We start from the raw sequence: 18,086 nt of genomic DNA, 5'->3' as shown, positions 1-18,086 counted from the left end.
ATTCCGTCAAATCGGCCCGATTGCGGATAAATCCGGCGTATTATCATACCATTAAACGCCTGTTCTGGCACGATTGCACCGCTGCGCGTAACCGGCTAACCCCATATTCCCGCCAGGCAGCCCGGAAAAAGCCGCAAGTCGCGCCATGATCGATCCCGCCACCCCCGCTCCGCCCGCGCAGCAAGTGATCGCGCTGGTTGACGATGATCGCAACATCCTGACCACGGTTTCGATCGGGCTGCAGGCCGAAGGCTTTGCAACGCGGGTCTATTCGGACGGCGCAACCGCACTGAAGGCGCTGCTCGAAAATCCGCCGGATCTGGCGGTCTGCGATATCAAGATGCCGCGGATGGACGGGCTCGAACTGCTCCAGAAACTGCGCGCCAAAAGCGTGCTGCCGGTGATCTTCCTGACCAGCAAGGACGAGGAACCGGACGAGGCGCTGGGCCTGGCGATGGGCGCTGACGACTATATCACCAAGCCGTTCAGCCAGCGCCTGCTGGTCGCGCGGATCAGGGCGATCCTGCGCCGCAGCGAACTGGTGAAGGGCGAGGCCGAGGCGCAGGACAGCATGCCCGCCGGCGAAGTGCTGCAACGCGGGCGGCTGAGCATGGACCCGGCGCGCCATGTGGTGAGCTGGGCCGGCGAGCCGGTTTCGCTGACCGTCACCGAATTCCTGATCCTGGAAGCGCTGGCCCAGCGCCCCGGGGTGATCAAGAACCGCAACCAGCTGATGGACGCGGCCTATTCGGACGACGTCTTCGTCGACGATCGCACCATCGACAGCCACATCAAGCGCCTGCGCCGCAAGTTCCGCGCGGTCGATCCGCAGTTCGCCGGGATCGAGACGCTTTACGGCGCCGGCTATTCCTTCACCGATGGCTGATCCGCACGCCACCGGCAGCGCGCGCCGCCAATGGACCCGGCGGACCTCGCTGACGGTCCGGATCCTGGCGGTCAACGTGATCGCGCTGGGGCTGATGGCGGGCAGCCTGTTCTACATCGACAGCTATCGCAAGGGCCTGCTGGCCGAACGGTTCCAGCTGGCCCGGGCCGAAGCCGAGATCGCCGCCGAGGCGATGGCCGCCGCCGCGCCGCGCCAGCGCGCGCCGCTCGCCGGGCGGATCGGGCTGGACCAGAACCTGCGGCTGCGGCTTTACGATCCCACCGGCAAGCTGCTGATCGACAGCTTCAAGGTGACCGGGCCCTCGTTCATCCTGGCCGATCCCAATGCCGATCCCCGGCTGATCAAGGCCGCGCGCACGCTGGATCACACGATGAACTGGATCCTGGGCAGCGCGGCGATCCCGCCCTACCGCGATCCGGCGATCGACAACTCGCAGGCCTGGCCCGAGCTGGCGCGGTCGGTACAAAGCGACGAGACGATCATCGTCCAGCGCGCTGCGCCCGATGAAACCCCGGTGATCAACGCCGCCACCCGGGTGGGCAATACCGGCGAAGTGCTGCTGCTGACCCGCAACGCACCCGACATTACCCAGGCGGTGCGCGATGCACGCCAGACGCTGGCGATCGTGCTGGCGGTGACCTTCCTGATCTCGATCCAGCTCAGCCTGTTCCTGGCCCGCACGATCGTCCAGCCGCTGCGCGCGCTGGTCCGCGCGGCGGTGCGGGTGCGACTGGGCCGCGACCGCGCGGTTGAGGTTCCGCGCCTGCCCGAACGCCGCGACGAAATCGGCCTGCTGGCCCGCGCGCTGTCCGACATGAGCGGCGCGCTGCGCCAGCGGATCGACGCGGTCGAGCACTTCGCTGCCGATGTCGCGCATGAAATCAAGAACCCGCTGGCCAGCCTGCGCAGCGCGCTGGAAAGCCTGGAAAAGGTCAAGGACGACGACCTGCGCAAGGAATTGACCGCGATCGCCGCGCATGACGTCAAGCGGATCGACCGGCTGGTGACCGAGATCGCCGAAGCCAGCCGGATTGACGCCGAGCTGAGCCGCACCCAGTTTGACGAACTGGATCTGATGACGCTGGCCCAGACGCTGGTCGCCGCCCGCAGCGAACGCGGCGACAACCTGGGCTGCAAGGTCAGGGTGGAACCGCACGATGCCGGCCCGTGGAGCGTACGTGGCGATGCGGCGCGGCTGGAGCGGGTGCTGGTCAACCTGCTCGACAACGCCTGCACGTTCTCACCGCCGGGCGGCGCGGTGACCGTGGCGATCGAACGCAGCGGCGATCGGATCGCGCTGTCGGTCAGCGACGAAGGGCCCGGTATCCCGGTGGAAGAACGCGAAAAGATCTTCGACCGCTTCCACTCGCTGCGACCCGAAGGCGAACAGTTCGGCAGCCATTCGGGGCTGGGCCTGGCGATTGCCCGGACCATTGCCGAAGCGCACGACGGCACGCTGACCGCCGAAGACCGCCCCGATGGCAAGCCCGGCGCCTGCCTGGTGCTGGAACTGCCGCTGCCCGATGACGGGGAAGAGGAAGAGTGAGGCCGGACTTGCTGACTCAAGCTCTCTCCGACCCCCGTCACCCTGAACCTGTTTCAGGGTCCATCGTGCCGCCCGCTCTGCCCTTTGCCGGGCCGAACCGAATAGTCGCTCCGGTGCCCGATGCGCCGGGCCAAGCCGGGAAATGGACCCTGAAACACGTTCAGGGTGACGAATTTGGAATGACGGGGATCGGATGACCGCTGCGTTGCTCCATCAGGCCAGCTGCGTTGCGATCGGCGGGCGGGCGCTGCTGATCGAAGGCGCGCCGGGCAGCGGCAAGAGCACGCTGGCGCTGGCGCTGATCGATCGCGGGGCCGTGCTGGTCGGCGATGATGGCGTGGCTCTGGCGGCACGCAGCAGCCGCCTCTACGCCAGCCCCCCGCCCCGGATCACCGGCCTGCTTGAAGTCCGCAACCTGGGGCTGATCGAATTCCCGGTTTCGGGCGAAGTCCCGGTCGGCCTCGTGCTGCGGCTCGATCCCGACGCCGAACGCTTCATCGACGCCGCCGAACAGACCGAACTGGCCGGCGTAACGCTGCCGCTGATCCGGATCTGGCCGGGCGGCAGCGAAGCGGTGCTGAAGGCCGAACTGGCGCTGCAGCGCTACGGACTGGGCTGACCCGGCAAACTCCCGGTCTGCCGCAGCGCCTCACCCAGCGCCAGTCCGGCTGCCATGGCGAGGTTCATCGAGCGGACCTCGGCCCGGATCGGCAGGCGGATCTGCTCGCTGCAGGCGGCGGCCACTTCGCCCGGCACCCCGGCGCTTTCCTTGCCGAACAGCAGAACGTCGTCGGCGCGGAAGGCAAAGTCATAGGCCGAGTGGCTGGCCTTGGTGGTGAACAGCACCAGCCGGCGCTGGCCCAGGCCGGCCTGAAAGGCGGCGAAGCTGGCGTGGCGGGTCACCTCGACATGGTCGATATAGTCCATCGCCGCGCGGCGCACCCGCTTGTCATCCCAGGTGAAGCCCAGCGGCTCGATCAGGTCCACGCCCACCCCCAGGCAGGCCCCCAGCCGCAGCACGGCGCCGACGTTTCCGGCGATTTCGGGTTCGAACAGGGCAATCCGCATCGGGCCTGCTTGGCGCGGGCCATGGCCGCTGGCAAGTGGGCGGGGTCGCTTCGGCCCGCTTTCCTACACTTGCGCGATCTGTCATCGTGCCGGGATGACCCGAAAAGCCCGCGCGCGATGATCCGCGCCTGCCCCCTTCCCGCCCCTGCAAGGCCGCGCCCAGTGCGCGGCCTTGGCGCATCCGGGGACCGCCTGTATGGCTCTTTCAACAAGCCCGCAGGATGTGTTTCATCAACTAACCCGGCCAGCCGCATCCGTCCCGGCGGTGGACACCCCGGCCCCGGCGCTTCACATTCCGGCCATCTCACCCCATCTATGCCGGTGAAGCGATGACCGAATCTGCCGCCCCTCCTCGCCAACGCCTGCTGCTGGTCACCGGCCTGCTTGGCGCGGGCAAATCCACCGCGCTCAATGTGCTGGAAGACCTGGGCTGGGAAGTGATCGACAATTTCCCGATCCGCCTGCTCGACCGGCTGATCGACAAGGCCGATGCCCCGGCCAGCGACATGCGCACCCCGCTGGCGATCGGGTTTGACAGCCGCACCCGCGAATTCGATCCGAACAAGGTGATCCAGCGGGTCAAACTGCTCAACCAGCGTGCCGACTTGGAAGTGACCACCCTGTTCCTCGACTGCGCCGGGCGCGAGCTGGAACGCCGCTATAACGAGACCCGCCGCCGCCATGCCCTGGCCCAGGACCTGCCGGTGGCCAGCGGGATCGCCGCCGAGCGCGAGCTGATGGAACCGCTGCGGCGCTGGGCCGACATGGTGATTTCGACCACCGACTTCACCAGCAACGACCTGCAGCAGGCGATCCGTGAGCGGTTTGGCAGCGAGGCGCCGGCCGATACCACGGTCAGCGTCACCAGCTTTGGCTTTGCCCGCGGCATGCCGCCGATCGCCGATCTGGTGTTCGACATGCGGTTCCTCGACAACCCGCACTGGGACCCTGAACTGCGCGAGCAAACCGGCAAGGACCCGGCGGTGGCCGCGCATATCCGCCAGGATCCCGCCTGGGACGAGGCCTTTGCCCGGATCCGCGATCTCGTGCTGCTGCTGCTGCCGCGCTACAAGGCGCAGGGCAAGGCCTACGTCAATGTGGCCTTCGGCTGCACCGGCGGGCGGCACCGTTCGGTCTTCACGGCCGAGCAGCTGGCCGAAGCGCTGCGCGCGGCGGGCTATGCCCCCAGCGTGCTCCACCGCAACCTGTCCGCGCGGGCGGCGGACATGGTCGAAGGAAAGCATTGACCGTGAGGACGCATGGCGTCATGGCGCTCCGCCATTGTCCCGCGCGAATCGCGGCAACAGGGATTCGGAGCGCACCCCCCTCATGATCGGCATGATCCTGGTAACGCACGGCAAGCTGGCCGAGGAATTCGTCAGCGCGATGACGCATGTCGTCGGCCGGCAGGACAACGTCGCCACCGTCTGCATCGGCCCCAACGACGATATGGAAGCCCGCCGGGCCGAAATCGGCGCGGCGGTGGCTGCGGTCGATAGCGGCGCGGGCGCGATCATCCTGACCGACCTGTTCGGCGGCACCCCTTCGAACCTGGCGATCTCGCTGATGAAGAAGGGCAAGGTCGAAGTGATCGCCGGGATCAACCTGCCGATGCTGATCCGCCTTGCCAAGGCCCGCGGCTGCATGGATCTGGAAAAGGCCGTGACCGCCGCGCGCGATGCGGGCCGCAACTATATCACCGTCGCCTCGGAGTTCCTTGGCCAGGACGCATAACCATCAGGGGACCAGGGAGCAGCATGACCGAGCAGAGCGCCAGCGTAGAGATCGTCAACAACCGCGGACTCCACGCGCGTGCCAGCGCCAAGTTCGTCAACGCCGTCACCAAGCTGGGCGATGCCGTGCAGGTCAAGGTGCTGAAGGACGGCAACGAAGCCGCCGGCGCTTCGATCCTTGGGCTGATGATGCTGGGCGCGGCCAAGGGTGACAGCGTTGATATCGTGGTCTCGGGCGAAGGCGCGGATCTGGCGCTGCTCAAGCTGGTGGGCCTCGTCAAGGACGGGTTCGGCGAGGATTGAGCCGTGGCTGAGCGCCGCCTGATCACCGGGTTTTCCAACCCCACCGTCAAGTTCCTGCGCAGCCTGCGCGAAAAGAAGCACCGCAAGGCCGCCGGAAAGTTCCTGGCCGAAGGGCTGCGCCTGCTGACCGATGCCCGCGAATGCGGCCGCCTGCCCGAACTGCTGGTGATGGCCAGCGGGCGCGAGAGCCATCCGCTGCTCGATGCGCTGGAGGCCGAGGTTGCGCGGGCCGGCGGCGAAGTGATCGAAATGGCGCCCGACCTGCTCGCCAAGGTCACCGGCAAGGACAACCCGCAGGCGGTCTGCGGGGTCTTCGCCGAATTCGATACCTGCCTGGCCGCACTCGATCGGTCCGGCGCGAAGATCTGGCTGGTCGCCCAGGCGCTGCGCGATCCGGGCAATCTGGGCACCATGCTGCGCACCGGCGACGCGGTGGGTGCTGGCGGGCTGATCCTGATCGACGACTGCGCCGATCCGTTCAGCGTCGAAGCCGTCCGCGCCAGCATGGGCGCAGTCTTCACCCAGGCGATTGCCCAGGCGCGCTGGGAAGAATTCCTGCCCTGGCTGCGCTTGGGCGCAGGACAACTGGTCGCCGCATCATTGCGCGATGCGGTGGACTACCGCGGCGCTCCGTATCAAGCGCCGTGCTTCGTGCTGGTCGGCAACGAAAGCCGCGGCCTGCCCGAGGACTACGAACGGGCCTGTGACCTGCGCGTCACCATGCCGATGAAAGGCCGCGCCGACAGCCTCAACGCCGCTGTGGCGGGCGCCGTGCTGGCATACGAAGTGCTCGCCGCGCTCGACTGATTCGTTCAGCCTGCGATCAGATGCGAATTGCCATCAGTTCGTCATGATCAACCGTCTTTCCTTACCCCTGCTGGTCCTCCTGGCCGCCTGTTCAGCCACCACGCCGATCGCGGCCGAACCGGGCAGCAGCAGTTGGACCTTCGTTGCCATCGACGGCAAGCCGCCGGTGTCCTCGAAGACTTCGCTGACACTCAGCGAAACGCGGATCGGCGCAAACGTCGGCTGCAACGGCATGGGCGGCGACCTCAAGTTCGAACCGGGCCGGCTGGTGACCAGCGGGATCTTTTCGACCATGATGTACTGCGACGGACTGATGGAACAGGAACGCGCGGTGGTCGAACTGCTCGAAGCCTCGCCGACCTTCTTCATCGAGGGTGACCGGCTGGGGATCAAGTCCGACCAGCACAGCGCCCTGCTGGTGAAAAAGCGGGACTAGCCCTCGGCCGTTTCGTCCGAACTCTCGATCGCCAGCGCCCCGCCCTCGGCATGGCGCGGCAGGGATTCGACCAGGGGGACGTCTTCGATCTCACGCTTGCCGATCTCGATCCCCTTGTCGCGCAGCCGCCGTCCCGAAGTCAGCACATTGCGTTCAAAACTGCCGACGAAATCATTGTACTTGCGCACTGCCCGATCAAGCCCGGCGCCCATCCCCTTGAGGTGATCAGCAGCAACCGCCAACCGGTCGTACAATTCGGCACCGGACTTGCCGATCTCGACCGCTTCACGTGCCAGCTGATCCTGCTTCCAGACCATTGCCACGGTCCGGGCAATCGCCACCAGATTGGTCGGTGTTGCGAGCAGAACCTTGTTGTGAAACGCGAAATCCCACAGTTCGGGATCGTGTTCCAGCGCAGCGGCAACGAAGTGCTCGCCCGGAACGAACATCACCACATAGTCGGGCGCTTCATCGAACTGGCTTTGATAACTCTTCGCCCCAAGCGTCTGCACATGGTTGCGCATTGATCGCGCATGCAGATCGAGATGGCGCTTGCGTTCGGCATCGTCGCTGCTTTCAAACGCCGCCTGATAGGCGTTGAGCGAGACCTTGGCGTCGATCACCAGCTTTTTCTGGCCCGGAACGTGGACCACGGCGTCGGGCCGCAATCGCCCCTCTTCGGTTTCAAGCGAATGTTCGAGATTGAAGTCTGTATGCTCGCTAAGGCCGCACTGCTCGAGCACGTTCTGCAGCGCCCGTTCACCCCAGCGGCCGCGCGCCTTGGGCGCATTGGTCAGCGAATTTCCCAGTCGCGCCGCTTCGGCCCGGACCTGTTCCTGCCCTTCGCGCAGCGACTGGATCAACCCGCCCAGCTGGCCAAAGGCATCGACGCGTTCCTTCTCCAGCTTGCTGACCTGCGCTTCATAGCTGGCGAGCCGCTGGCCCACCGGATCGAGCAGCGCCTTGATCCGCGCCTCGCTTTTCTCCTCGGAATGCGAAAAGCGCTGCTGCGCCTGGGCCAGGAACTGCTCCTGCGCCTGTGCCAGCACTTTCGCCCCGGCGTTCTCGAACTCCTTCTTCAAACTCTCCTGCGCAGCGATCAGCGCAGCCTTCTGTTCTTCGAAATGGCTTTCGTTCGCTTCCAGCGTGGCCACCCGGATCGAGGCTTCGCCCAGATCCTTCACCGCCTGGCGAAAGCGCGCATCAAGCTCCTTCGCCTCCGTCTCGGCATCGCTCAGCCGTGCCCGCAGTTCCTCTGCAGGACGCGAGCCCGCAAACCAGCCGCCCAAGGCGCCCAGCGCCAAGCCCAGCAAGAGCAATACAATCGCGAGAATCTGTCCGTCCATTCGGACACGCTAACCGGAACGGAGCAGGAACACCAGCCCTATCAAGCTGCCTTGCGCAGCTTTTCCAGCTTCTTGAGCGCCATGCCGCGCTTGAGCCGGCTGAGGTGGTCGATAAACAGGATCCCTTGGAGGTGGTCCATCTCGTGCTGCAGGCAGGTTGCCAGCAGGCCTTCGATCACCTCATCAAAGTGCTTGCCGTCAAGATCCTGCCACTGCGCGCGGATCCGCGAAGGGCGCTCCACGTCGGCGTAGATCTCCGGCACCGAGAGGCAGCCTTCCTGATAGACGGTGTGTTCGTCCGAAGGATCGGAGAGCACCGGGTTGATGAACACCCGGGGTTCCTTCTTGGTCGGCTGGTGGTGGTGGTGATGGCCGTCATGGTTGCACGGCTCGGGCTCGGCGTCCTCGTCCTCGGGCTGGAGGTCGATCACCAGCACCCGCAATGGCACGCCAACCTGGATCGCAGCCAGGCCTATGCCGGGCGCATCGTACATGGTCTCGAACATATCCTCGACCAGCGTGCGCAGTTCAGCGTTGAACTCGGTGACGGGGGCCGAGACCTGCTTGAGCACGGGATCGGGAACTTCAAGGATTTCGAGGATAGCCATGGAGGGGCAGATAGTCGCGATGTCGGCGATTCTCAACCCACCGGCCGCCGGGCGCGCAAAGCCTGCGCCAAAGTCCCTTCGTCGAGGTAGTCCAACTCTCCCCCCACGGGCAGGCCGTGGGCCAGCTGGGTGATCCGTACCGGATAGTTTTCCAGCCGTTCGGCTATGTAGTGCGCAGTGGTCTGGCCTTCGAGGGTGGCGTTCATCGCCAGTACCACTTCGTCGATCCCGCCTTGCGAAACGCGTTCGATCAGGCGGCCGATCGTCAGGTCTTCGGGCCGCACGCCTTCCAGCGCGGAAAGCCGCCCGCCCAGGACGTGATACTTGCCGGCAAACAGCTTGGCCCGGTCAAGCGCCCAGAGATCGGCCACGTCCTCCACCACGCACAGCGCGCGGGCATCGCGGCGCGGATCGGCGCAGATCCCGCAAGGGTTTGCGGTATCGACATTGCCGCAGGTGGCGCATTCGACCAGGCTTTCGCGCACCGCGCCCAGCGCATCGAGCAGCGCGACCAGCGAAGTCTCGCGCCGCTTGATCAGCCACAGCACCGCACGCCGTGCCGAACGCGGGCCAAGGCCGGGCAGGCGGCTGAGCGCGGTGGCGAGTGCTTCGATCTCTTGCGATGCCATGACGCGACAGATAGGGCGCGGTTTCAGGAAAGGCAAAGCCACCATGCGCGTGATTTTCATGGGAACCCCGGATTTCGCTGTCCCGGCGCTCAAGGCGCTGGTCGCGGCGGGGCATGATGTGGTCTGCGCCTATACCCAACCGCCCCGCCCCGGCGGCCGGCGCGGCAAGGAGCTGACCCCCACTCCGGTCCACAAGGCGGCGCAGGAACTGGGGATCGCGGTGCGCCATCCGACAAGCCTGAAGGGCACGGACGAACAGGCCGCCTTCGCCGCGCTGCAGGCCGACGTCGCGATAGTCGCTGCCTATGGCCTGATCCTGCCGCAAGCGGTGCTCGATGCGCCCAAGCATGGCTGCCTCAACATCCACGCTTCGCTGCTGCCTCGCTGGCGCGGCGCGGCGCCGATCCATCGCGCAATCCTGGCCGGGGACGAACAGACCGGCGTCACCATCATGCAGATGGAGGCCGGGCTCGATACCGGGCCGATGCTGGCAACGGTGAGGACACCGGTGGATAGCAAGACCACCGGCGAACTGACCGAGGAACTGGCCGAACTGGGCGGCAATCTGATGGTCGAGGTACTGGCCGACCTGCCTAACTACGCGGCGGTGGTCCAGCCGGACGACGGCGTCACCTATGCCCACAAGATCGACAAGGTCGAGACGCGGATCGATTGGGGCCTGAGTGCCGCAGAGATCGAACGTCAGGTCCGCGCCTTCGCCCCGGCACCCGGCGCATGGTTCGAATACGACAGTGAGCGCTGCAAGGTTCTGGCGGCGGAATTGGCCGAGGACGAAGGGGTGCCGGGCGAGGTGCTGGACGACAACCTGACCATCGCCTGCGGTAGCGGCGCGCTGCGCCCCACGCTGGTCCAGCGCGCCGGGCGTCCGGCGATGGCGGCCCGCGACATGCTGCGCGGCTGGGCGATGGCGGCAGGAGCCGTGCTGGCTTGACCCGCTTCGCCCTCACCCTTGAATTCGACGGTACCCCGTTCTTCGGCCTGCAACGCCAGGCCCATGGACCCAGCGTCCAGCAGGCGGTCGAGGAAGCCGTCCATGCCACCACCGGCGAGACGGTGACGCTGCATGCCGCCGGGCGCACCGATGCCGGGGTCCATGCGCTTGGCATGCGGGTGCATGTCGATGTTGCGAAGGACATCGATGCGTTCCGGCTGATGGAAGCGCTCAACCACCACCTCCGCCCCGATCCGATCGCGGTGCTGGACTGCGTTGTCGTGCCGGATGACTGGCACGCCCGGTTCAGCTGCATCGGCCGCGAATATCTCTACCGGATCGCCAACCGCCGTGCACCGCTGACGCTGGATGCCAATCACCTGTGGCAAGTGCCGCAGCCGCTTGATGCAGAGGCCATGCACCGCGCAGCGCAGGCTTTGGTCGGGCGGCACGATTTCACCACCTTCCGCTCGGTCCATTGCCAGGCGCAGAGCCCGGAAAAGACGCTCGACCTGCTCAGCGTTGAGCGGCTGGGCGATGAGGTGCGGATCCGGGCCGCGGCGCGCTCGTTCCTGCACCATCAGGTCCGTTCGATGGTCGGCTGCCTGGCACTGGTCGGCATGGGCCGCTGGCGCGAGGAGCAGGTGGGTGAGGCCCTGGCCGCGCGTGACCGGCAGGCGCTCGGCCTCAATGCCCCCAGCGAAGGGCTCTATTTCGTTCGAGCGCTTTACCCCGGCGAATGAGTGACTAGGTTGCATTCCGAAACGATAGATTCGGGAGACGACCAATGACCTTCACCGGCAAGCAGCTCACCACCCAGCTCGATGCGGACGGCACGCTGACCGTTCAGCTCAACGACAAGACCTGGGAAGCGCCCACGGGCACGCAGGTGCTGGTCAAGGTCGAAGCAACCCCGATCAACCCGTCAGACCTGGGCCTGCTGTTCGCCAGCGCCGATACCGACAATGCGCAGTATTCGCCAGGCAAGGTGGTGGCACAGATGCCCGAAGCCGCGACCCGCGCGTTCAAGGCGCGTCACGGCATGGCCATGCCCGCCGGCAACGAGTGCGCCGGGATCGTGGTTGCCGCGGGTGAGGCCCCGGCGGCGCAAGCGCTGCTGGGCAAGCGCTATGCCTGTGTACCCGGCACGGCCTATGCCAGCTATGCCTATGGCGATGCCAACATGGGCTTTGCGGTGGATGACAGCGTGACTGCCGAACAGGCCGCAAGTTCGTTCGTCAACCCCATGACCGCACTGGGTTTTGTCGAAACCATGAAGATGGAAGGCTACAGCGGCATCGTCCACGCGGCGGCTGCATCGAACCTGGGCCAGATGCTGGTCAAGATCTGCCTTGAGGACGGTATCCCGCTGGTCAACGTGGTCCGCAGTGAAGCCCAGGTACAGCTGCTCAAGGATCTTGGCGCTACCCATGTGCTCAACATGACCGACGCCGATTACATGCCCAGGCTGATCGACGCGATCGCTGAAACCAAGGCGATGATCGGGTTCGATCCGATTGGCGGTGGCACGGTGGCAAGCCAGATGCTGACCGCGATGGAAGCCGCCGCCAGCCGCGGCGCGGCCTTCAGCCGCTATGGCTCGTCCGAACCCAAAAAGGTCTGCATCTATGGTGCACTCGATCTTGGCCCGACGATCCTCAACCGCGCCTTCGGCCTGACCTGGGATCTCTCCGGCTGGCTGCTGACCCCGTTCATGATGAAGGCCGGGATGGAAGTGGTCGGGCGGATGCGCGCGCGGGTGATGAAGGACCTGACCACCACCTTTGCCAGCCACTATGCCAGGAAGGGCAACCTTGAGGACATGCTAACCAAGGACGCGGTCAGCATGTACAACGCCCGCCGCACCGGCGAGAAGTACCTGGTGACGCCACACGACTAACGCTTCGTCCAGCCGTAAAGTCGTTCACCGAACGATTGATTGACAGCGCGGCTTCTCCCTCGATGGTCGCGCCACGATCCTTGGGGGAGAATTTTGCGATGAAGTCACCTGCACGCACCGCCTCACGCCTGGCTCTGGCACTGAGCCTGGCCGCCCTGCCCGCCACGGCGCAGGCCGAAGATGCCGCAAAGTGGGATGTCGCCAATCCTCCGGGAATGACCCAGCGCCAGGTCCCGATCAATGTCGATGAAGGCACCTGGATGAATCTCGATGTCAGCCCCGATGGGCAGACGATCGTGTTTGACCTGCTGGGCGATATCTACACCATGCCGATCACCGGCGGCACCCCGGCCCGGATCGCGGAAGGGCTGCCCTATGAAACGCAGCCGCGCTTCTCGCCCGATGGCAGGCGGATCGCCTTCACCTCTGATCGCGGCGGCGGCGACAACATCTGGATCATGAACCGCGATGGCAGCGACAAGCGGCAGCTGACCAAGGAAGACTTCCGCCTGCTCAACCAGCCAAGCTGGAGCCCGGACGGCCGCTTCATCGTTGCCAAGAAGCACTTCACCACCCAGCGCTCGCTGGGCACCGGTGAGGTCTGGCTCTACCACGTTTCAGGCGGCGACGGGGTCCAGCTGGTCAAGAAGCCCAGCGAGCAGCACCAGAAGGAACTGGGCGAACCGATCTTTGCCCCCGATGGCAAGCATGTCTATTTCACCCGCAACACCACTCCCGGACCGATTTTCCAGTACGCACAGGATTCGAACGGCCAGATCTTTGCGATCGATCGCTATGATCTTGAGACCGGCAAGACCGAACGGGTGATCGGCGGCGAAGGCGGCGCGGTGCGCCCCACCCCGTCACCCGATGGCAAGAAGATTGCCTATGTCCGGCGCGAGCGGACCCGCTCGAAGCTCTACGTGCGCGATTTGGCGAGCGGCGAGGATCGCAAGGTCTTCGATATGCTGGATCAGGACGTACAGGAAACCTGGGCGGTGACCGGGGTCTATCCGAACATGGCCTGGTCGCCGGATTCGGCCAGCGTGGTGGTCTGGGCTGGCGGCAAGCTCAACCGCGTGGATGTGACATCGGGCAAGAGCCAGGTGATCCCGTTCCGCGTCAGCGACAGCCGCGCGGTGATCGATCCACCGCGTCCGGCGATTGCTGTGGCGCCGGACAGCTTTGAAACCAGGATGCCGCGCGGCGCGGCGGTTTCGCCCGATGGCCGTCAGGTGGTGTTCGAAACATTAGGCAAGCTGTGGGTCAAGTCGATGGCCGGCGGCGAACCGCGCCGTCTGACCGCTGACGATGCCGCGATGGAAGCCTATCCATCGTGGTCGGCAGACGGCAAGCGGATTGCCTTTGTGCGCTGGACCGACGCCGGGCTGGGCGAGATCCGCACGATCGCACCCGCTGGCGGCAAGGCCAGCACGGTCACTGCGGCGCCCGGTCACTATGCCCGCCCGCGCTTTTCGCCCGATGGCAAGACCATCGTGTTCGAACGCCTGGGCGGCGGCGGGCTGACCAGTCCGCGTGGCGGCGGCGATACCGGGATTTACCGCGTGCCGGCCGCCGGCGGTGCGGCGGTTCAGGTGGCCGATAGCGGCGCGGTTCCACAATTCGCCGGATCGAACGACCGCCTGTTCGTGGTCGAGGGCAATGGCAAGGAAACCCAGCTGGTCAGCATGGATCTGAACGGCGAAGCACGCCGGGTTCATGCCAAGGGCGAACTGGTAACCGATTTTCGCGTTTCGCCCGATGGGCAATATCTAGCTTTTCGCCAGAACTATCAGGCATTCGTGATGCCCTTGTTGCCCGGCACGCAGGAAGTCTCGGTTTCCCCGCGGGGCGGCGCTCTGCCAGTGACCAAGGCCAGCGGCGACGGCGCGGAATGGATCCACTGGAGCGGCAATGGCCAGCAGCTGCACTGGTCGCTTGGCCCGACGCTGTTCAGCGCGAACAGGGCGGCGATGTTTGCCGATGCACCGCTGGCAAAGGATGGCAAGCCGGCCAAATTCGAACCGCCCAAGACCGGCGTCTCGCTGTCGATGCGCGTAACCGCCGATAAGCCTGCTGGCAGCATAGCGATCGTCGGTGCGCGGATCGTGACGATGAAGGGCACCGATGGCGGCGCGATCGATGACGGCGTGATCCTGATCGAGGGCAACCGGATCAAGGCCGTGGGCAAGCGCGGCGAAGTAGCGCTGCCGGCCGGTGTGCCGACGCTGGACGCCGCCGGCAAGACGATCATCCCCGGGCTGGTCGATGCCCATGCCCACGGCCCCTATGGCGTCGATGAACTGACCCCGCAGGCCAACTGGGCCGAAATGGTCAACCTGGCGCTGGGCGTCACCACCCGGCATGATCCGTCATCCAGCGCAACCACCGTGTTCCCCGCGCTGGAAATGGTCCGCGCCGGCAAGCTGATCGGTCCGCGCAGCTTTTCGACTGCCGAGATCGTCTATGGCGCCAAGGCGCCCGACGTCTATGCCCAGATCGACAGCTATGACGATGCGCTGGCGCATGTGCGCAGGCTCAAGGCGCAGGGCGCGCATTCGATCAAGAACTACAACCAGCCGCGCCGCGAACAGCGCCAGCAGGTGACCCGGGCCGCGTTGGCCGAGGGCATGCGTTCGGTGGCCGAGGGCGGATCGCTCTATGGCTTTGACATGACGCTGATCGCCGATGGCAACACCACGGTCGAACACAATCTGCCGCTGGGCGTGTTCTATGAAGATGTGCTGCAGTTCTTCAGCCAATCGAAGACCGGCTACACCCCGACCCTGGTGGTGACCTATGGCGGGCCGGCCGGCGATCCCTATTGGCGTTCGCATACCGAAGTGTGGAAGCACCCGCTGTTGCAGAAGCACGAACCCGCCGCCGCGCTGACCGCCGGCAGCGCCCGCCGCGAAATCGCGCCCGAGGAAGACTATCGTGACGGCGAAAGCGCGCGCGAAGCCGCCAAGCTGGCCCGGCGCGGGGTGCCGGTCGCGATCGGTGCGCACGGGCAGGAACCCGGTATCGCCGCCCATTGGGAACTGTGGTCGTTCGTGCGCGGCGGGATGAGCCCGGTCGAAGCGCTGCGGGCGGGTACGATCGAATCCGCGCGTTCGCTGGGCTATGATGCCGATATTGGCTCGCTCGAACCGGGCAAGCTGGCCGACCTGGTGGTACTAGATGCCGATCCGACCAAGGACATCCGCAATTCGGACAAGATCTCGAAGGTGATGATCAACGGCCGGCTCTATGACGCCGCGACGCTCAACGAGGAACTGACCGGCACCCGCAAGCGCCCCGCCTATTGGTGGGAGGGCAAGGACGGAACATCAGGCTATACCGGACCGACCGGCGGCGGCATCACCGCCCATGCCGATCAGGACGATGGCTGAACGGAGGACAGGATGAGCAATCACGTGGAAGGCAAGTCGATCGTCATCACCGGCGGTGGCGGCGGGTTTGGGAAACTGGTGGCCGAAAGGTGCGCCCGGCTGGGCGCGGCGATCACCCTTGGTGATATCGACGGGGCTGCTGCCGAGGCTGCCGCTGCGGCCATTCGTGACGGCGGTGGCCAGGCCCAGGCGCTCGCAACCGACGTGACCCAGCCCGATCAGTGCAAGGCGCTGGTCAAGGCAGCGGTTGACCGGTTCGGCCGGATCGACGTGATGGTCAACAATGCCGGGATCATGCCACTGGCCTTCTTTGCCGATCACGAAGCCGCCCATCCGGCCTGGCTTCGCTGCATCGACATCAACATCAAGGGCGTGCTCAACGGCATGGTCGCGGCCTATGATCCGATGATCGCGCAAGGCCGCGGCCAGGTGATCAACATCAGTTCGATCTATGGCAACTTCCCGGTGGTGGGTGCGGCGGTCTATGGCGCCAGCAAGGCCGCGGTGAACACGCTGGGCGAAAGCCTCCGGCTTGAATCGCGCGGCAAGATCAAGGTCACCACGATCAAGCCCACCGGCGTTCCCGCCACCGGCCTGTCAGCCAGCGTGGTCAATCCGGCGGCCAGTGTCGGCATTCTGGGCCAGAACGCGCCGGATTTCATGGCGATGGTGGCCGAGTTGCAGGCCGGGACCTTCCCCCCTGCACGGCTTGATCCCGAAAATATCGACTATGCCAGCCTGGCGCCCGAGCACATCGCTGACGCGGTCGTGTACGCAATCAACCAGCCCTGGGGGGTGTCGCTGGGTGAGATCACGGTCCGCGCTGCGGGCGATCATTTCATCCTCTAGGCGGGCTAGTCCGGATTAGTAATAGATGTAGACCACCTGCGGCGGGTACTGGATCACGAAGCCTGAGCGGGTCCAGTCCCGCTCAAGCTTGACCGTGCCGACCTTGCGGGCCTTGTCGAAGGCCAGAACCCTGATCCGGGTTGGGCCAAAGCCAAGCAGCTGGGGCAGTTTCTTTTCCTTGAAGCCCTGATACGGCAGGACGCGCATCCGCCCGGCCAGGCCGAAGCGATTCAGTTCAAACATGTGGAGCGCGGCGAAACCCACGTTGCCGCCATTGATCCGCAGCACCAGGCCCAGGCTGGGCCCAGACAGCACGCCGCCATCATAGAAGCGGACCTGCAGATAGCTGTCGCCCGCCACCGGATCGAACCGAGTCACGGTGTACTTGACCGGCGTCACATCGACCATGTGCCGATCGGGCGCCTTCTTCGTGCCGACGATGAACCCCTTTTCGAAGTCGCCGTTGGCATCGCCGTCAACCAGACAGACCTGCATCTCCTTGGCCAGCCGGGATCCCAATGCCGACAGCCCCAGCGTGGCCAGCTGGCCGAGCGCCTTCAGCCGGTCAGTCCGCAATTCGTCGCAATAGGTGATCGCACCGCGCCCCAGTGTGGCCAGATCTCCGCCGGTTGCACTGGCCGCCAGGCGCAGCGTGGTCTCCTTGGCAACCGGGAAATCGGTGTCAACCGCGTGCACTGTTGCCGGTGCTTCCAGCTTGGCTGTGGCAAACCAGCTGAGCTTGCCCTGCGCGATCACGTCGTGCTCCTTGACCTCGCGCTCTTCGCCGACCGGGAGCGATTTACCGTCGGGTTCAACCACCAGTCCGGTCAGGGTGACGTCAAACTTTTGCGGATCCCCCGCCGCAGCTATTGCCGAACTGGACGGTGCAAGCAAAGATGCGCTCACCGCGACGGCGACAAGCGTTCTGGTCCGACAAAAGAATTTCATAGCGCGCCCCGATTGATCCCTGAATTGCCGCCAGCACTACTTCGGCCAAGACAGCAATTGCAAGTACCTGTCCTAATTGGCCTTTGCGGGCGCGCTCGCGGCGGGTTTGAGATCGTAGAAATACCGCATGATCGACAGGATTGGGCGATCCCCGGCATTGCGCCAACTGTGGGCATCCTCGATCGAATTGATCGGTTTGCCATCCTTGCCGATCACCAGCACTTCGGGAGTCCCGGTCATCTTCTCGATCCCGTAGCGAGCTATCAGGTCCTGGTTGCGTCCATCGCCCTTGGTCGGGCGGTTCACGTCGATGAAGGTCACGCTGTAGCGATTGCCAAGGTAGCCCTTGAACATGTCGGAAGTCAGCACTGCAGCCAGCGCGGTGCTGTCACTGCACCAGTCTGCCCCGAACACCAGGATTGCCTGGCGCCCGCCAGCCTTGGCCTCGGCCACCGCGCCTTCAACCTGCGCAGCGGCATTGGCATCGCGGCGATAGTAATTGGTCATGATCTGCGGCGCGGACGCAGCCGGCGCGACGGTGATGGCAGGCGCCGGTTTGGCCGCCGGCTCAGGAGCGGCGGCCGGCTTGGGCGCGGTCTGGCCAGACGCCATCAGGCCGGCAACAATTGCTGTAACGATTTTTGCCGATTGGGTCATGGCTC

General features: G+C 65.5%; 19 protein-coding genes. 13 read left to right on the top strand and 6 right to left on the bottom strand.

What is annotated here, in order from left to right; all coding sequences use genetic code 11:
* The first annotated feature begins 145 nt into the window (after positions 1-145).
* The 3 genes from IT549_RS09470 (at position 146) to IT549_RS09460 (ending at position 3,072) form a co-directional block, all read left to right on the top strand.
* Positions 146-886: a response regulator transcription factor gene (locus IT549_RS09470; protein ID WP_292972458.1), complete on the top strand. Its 741-nt coding sequence runs from the start codon at positions 146-148 to the stop codon at positions 884-886.
* Positions 879-2,453 carry a stimulus-sensing domain-containing protein gene (locus tag IT549_RS09465; RefSeq protein WP_292972456.1) on the top strand — a complete coding sequence of 525 codons (1,575 nt, stop codon included), beginning with the start codon at positions 879-881 and terminating at the stop codon, positions 2,451-2,453. Before IT549_RS09470 ends, IT549_RS09465 begins: the two co-directional genes overlap by 8 nt.
* Positions 2,454-2,646: 193 nt before the next feature.
* Positions 2,647-3,072: an HPr kinase/phosphatase C-terminal domain-containing protein gene (locus tag IT549_RS09460; RefSeq protein ID WP_292972454.1), complete on the top strand. Its 426-nt coding sequence runs from the start codon at positions 2,647-2,649 to the stop codon at positions 3,070-3,072.
* Here IT549_RS09460 and IT549_RS09455 read toward each other — a convergent pair.
* The gene (locus IT549_RS09455; RefSeq protein WP_292972452.1) at positions 3,057-3,521 is read right to left on the bottom strand and encodes a tRNA (cytidine(34)-2'-O)-methyltransferase; all 465 of its coding nucleotides are present in this window, start codon (positions 3,519-3,521) and stop codon (positions 3,057-3,059) included. The two genes, IT549_RS09460 and IT549_RS09455, sit on opposite strands and share 16 nt — an antisense overlap.
* Before the next feature lie 329 nt (positions 3,522-3,850).
* Here IT549_RS09455 and rapZ point away from each other — a divergent pair, with 329 nt between their 5' ends.
* The 5 genes from rapZ (at position 3,851) to IT549_RS09430 (ending at position 6,800) form a co-directional block, all read left to right on the top strand.
* Positions 3,851-4,768, top strand: coding sequence for an RNase adapter RapZ (gene rapZ, locus IT549_RS09450; RefSeq protein ID WP_292972450.1), 918 nt, complete (start codon positions 3,851-3,853; stop codon positions 4,766-4,768).
* A gap of 82 nt (positions 4,769-4,850) precedes the next feature.
* Positions 4,851-5,255, top strand: coding sequence for a PTS sugar transporter subunit IIA (locus IT549_RS09445; RefSeq protein ID WP_292972448.1), 405 nt, complete (start codon positions 4,851-4,853; stop codon positions 5,253-5,255).
* 23 nt (positions 5,256-5,278) lie between these two features.
* Positions 5,279-5,557 carry an HPr family phosphocarrier protein gene (locus IT549_RS09440; RefSeq protein WP_292972446.1) on the top strand — a complete coding sequence of 93 codons (279 nt, stop codon included), beginning with the start codon at positions 5,279-5,281 and terminating at the stop codon, positions 5,555-5,557.
* A gap of 3 nt (positions 5,558-5,560) precedes the next feature.
* Complete coding sequence (locus IT549_RS09435) at positions 5,561-6,364, top strand: RNA methyltransferase (protein WP_292972443.1); 804 nt, start codon at positions 5,561-5,563, stop codon at positions 6,362-6,364.
* 43 nt (positions 6,365-6,407) lie between these two features.
* Positions 6,408-6,800, top strand: coding sequence for an META domain-containing protein (locus tag IT549_RS09430; RefSeq protein WP_292972440.1), 393 nt, complete (start codon positions 6,408-6,410; stop codon positions 6,798-6,800).
* Here IT549_RS09430 and rmuC read toward each other — a convergent pair.
* From rmuC to recR, 3 genes are read right to left on the bottom strand one after another with little or no spacing between them, the layout of a single operon-like run.
* Entirely contained in the window at positions 6,797-8,146 is a 1,350-nt protein-coding gene (gene rmuC, locus IT549_RS09425; protein WP_292972437.1) for a DNA recombination protein RmuC, read from the bottom strand. The genes IT549_RS09430 and rmuC overlap by 4 nt on opposite strands.
* Positions 8,147-8,187: 41 nt before the next feature.
* Entirely contained in the window at positions 8,188-8,754 is a 567-nt protein-coding gene (locus IT549_RS09420) for a peptide deformylase (protein ID WP_292972434.1), read from the bottom strand.
* Between the two features lie 32 nt (positions 8,755-8,786).
* Entirely contained in the window at positions 8,787-9,383 is a 597-nt protein-coding gene (gene recR / locus IT549_RS09415; protein ID WP_292972431.1) for a recombination mediator RecR, read from the bottom strand.
* Between the two features lie 43 nt (positions 9,384-9,426).
* Here recR and fmt point away from each other — a divergent pair, with 43 nt between their 5' ends.
* The 5 genes from fmt to IT549_RS09390 all read left to right on the top strand — a co-directional run bounded on the left by fmt (position 9,427) and on the right by IT549_RS09390 (position 16,476).
* Positions 9,427-10,335, top strand: a complete 909-nt coding sequence (gene fmt / locus IT549_RS09410) for a methionyl-tRNA formyltransferase (RefSeq protein WP_292972428.1) — start codon at positions 9,427-9,429, stop codon at positions 10,333-10,335.
* Complete coding sequence (gene truA, locus IT549_RS09405) at positions 10,332-11,078, top strand: tRNA pseudouridine(38-40) synthase TruA (protein WP_292972425.1); 747 nt, start codon at positions 10,332-10,334, stop codon at positions 11,076-11,078. The genes fmt and truA overlap by 4 nt, the downstream gene beginning before the upstream one ends.
* Positions 11,079-11,122: 44 nt before the next feature.
* Positions 11,123-12,235 (top strand): zinc-binding dehydrogenase, encoded by a 1,113-nt coding sequence (locus IT549_RS09400; RefSeq protein ID WP_292972422.1) that lies wholly within the window; start codon positions 11,123-11,125, stop codon positions 12,233-12,235.
* 98 nt (positions 12,236-12,333) lie between these two features.
* A complete protein-coding gene (locus tag IT549_RS09395; protein ID WP_292972419.1) occupies positions 12,334-15,627 on the top strand; it encodes an amidohydrolase family protein in 3,294 nt (1,097 codons plus the stop codon).
* Positions 15,628-15,639: 12 nt separating this feature from the next.
* Positions 15,640-16,476: an SDR family NAD(P)-dependent oxidoreductase gene (locus tag IT549_RS09390; RefSeq protein WP_292972416.1), complete on the top strand. Its 837-nt coding sequence runs from the start codon at positions 15,640-15,642 to the stop codon at positions 16,474-16,476.
* Positions 16,477-16,491: 15 nt separating this feature from the next.
* Here IT549_RS09390 and IT549_RS09385 read toward each other — a convergent pair whose 3' ends face one another.
* Together IT549_RS09385 and IT549_RS09380 are read right to left on the bottom strand one after the other, a co-directional pair.
* Positions 16,492-17,382, bottom strand: coding sequence for a hypothetical protein (locus tag IT549_RS09385; protein WP_292972413.1), 891 nt, complete (start codon positions 17,380-17,382; stop codon positions 16,492-16,494).
* A 114-nt stretch (positions 17,383-17,496) separates the two neighbouring features.
* A complete protein-coding gene (locus tag IT549_RS09380) occupies positions 17,497-18,081 on the bottom strand; it encodes a thioredoxin family protein (protein WP_292972410.1) in 585 nt (194 codons plus the stop codon).
* Positions 18,082-18,086 lie beyond the last annotated feature (5 nt).

Source organism: Novosphingobium sp. (assembly GCF_020852455.1).
In the GTDB taxonomy this organism is placed as follows: domain Bacteria; phylum Pseudomonadota; class Alphaproteobacteria; order Sphingomonadales; family Sphingomonadaceae; genus Novosphingobium.
The sequence above is the reverse complement of the archived record's forward strand: the minus strand, read 5'-3'. Positions and strand labels throughout refer to the sequence as shown.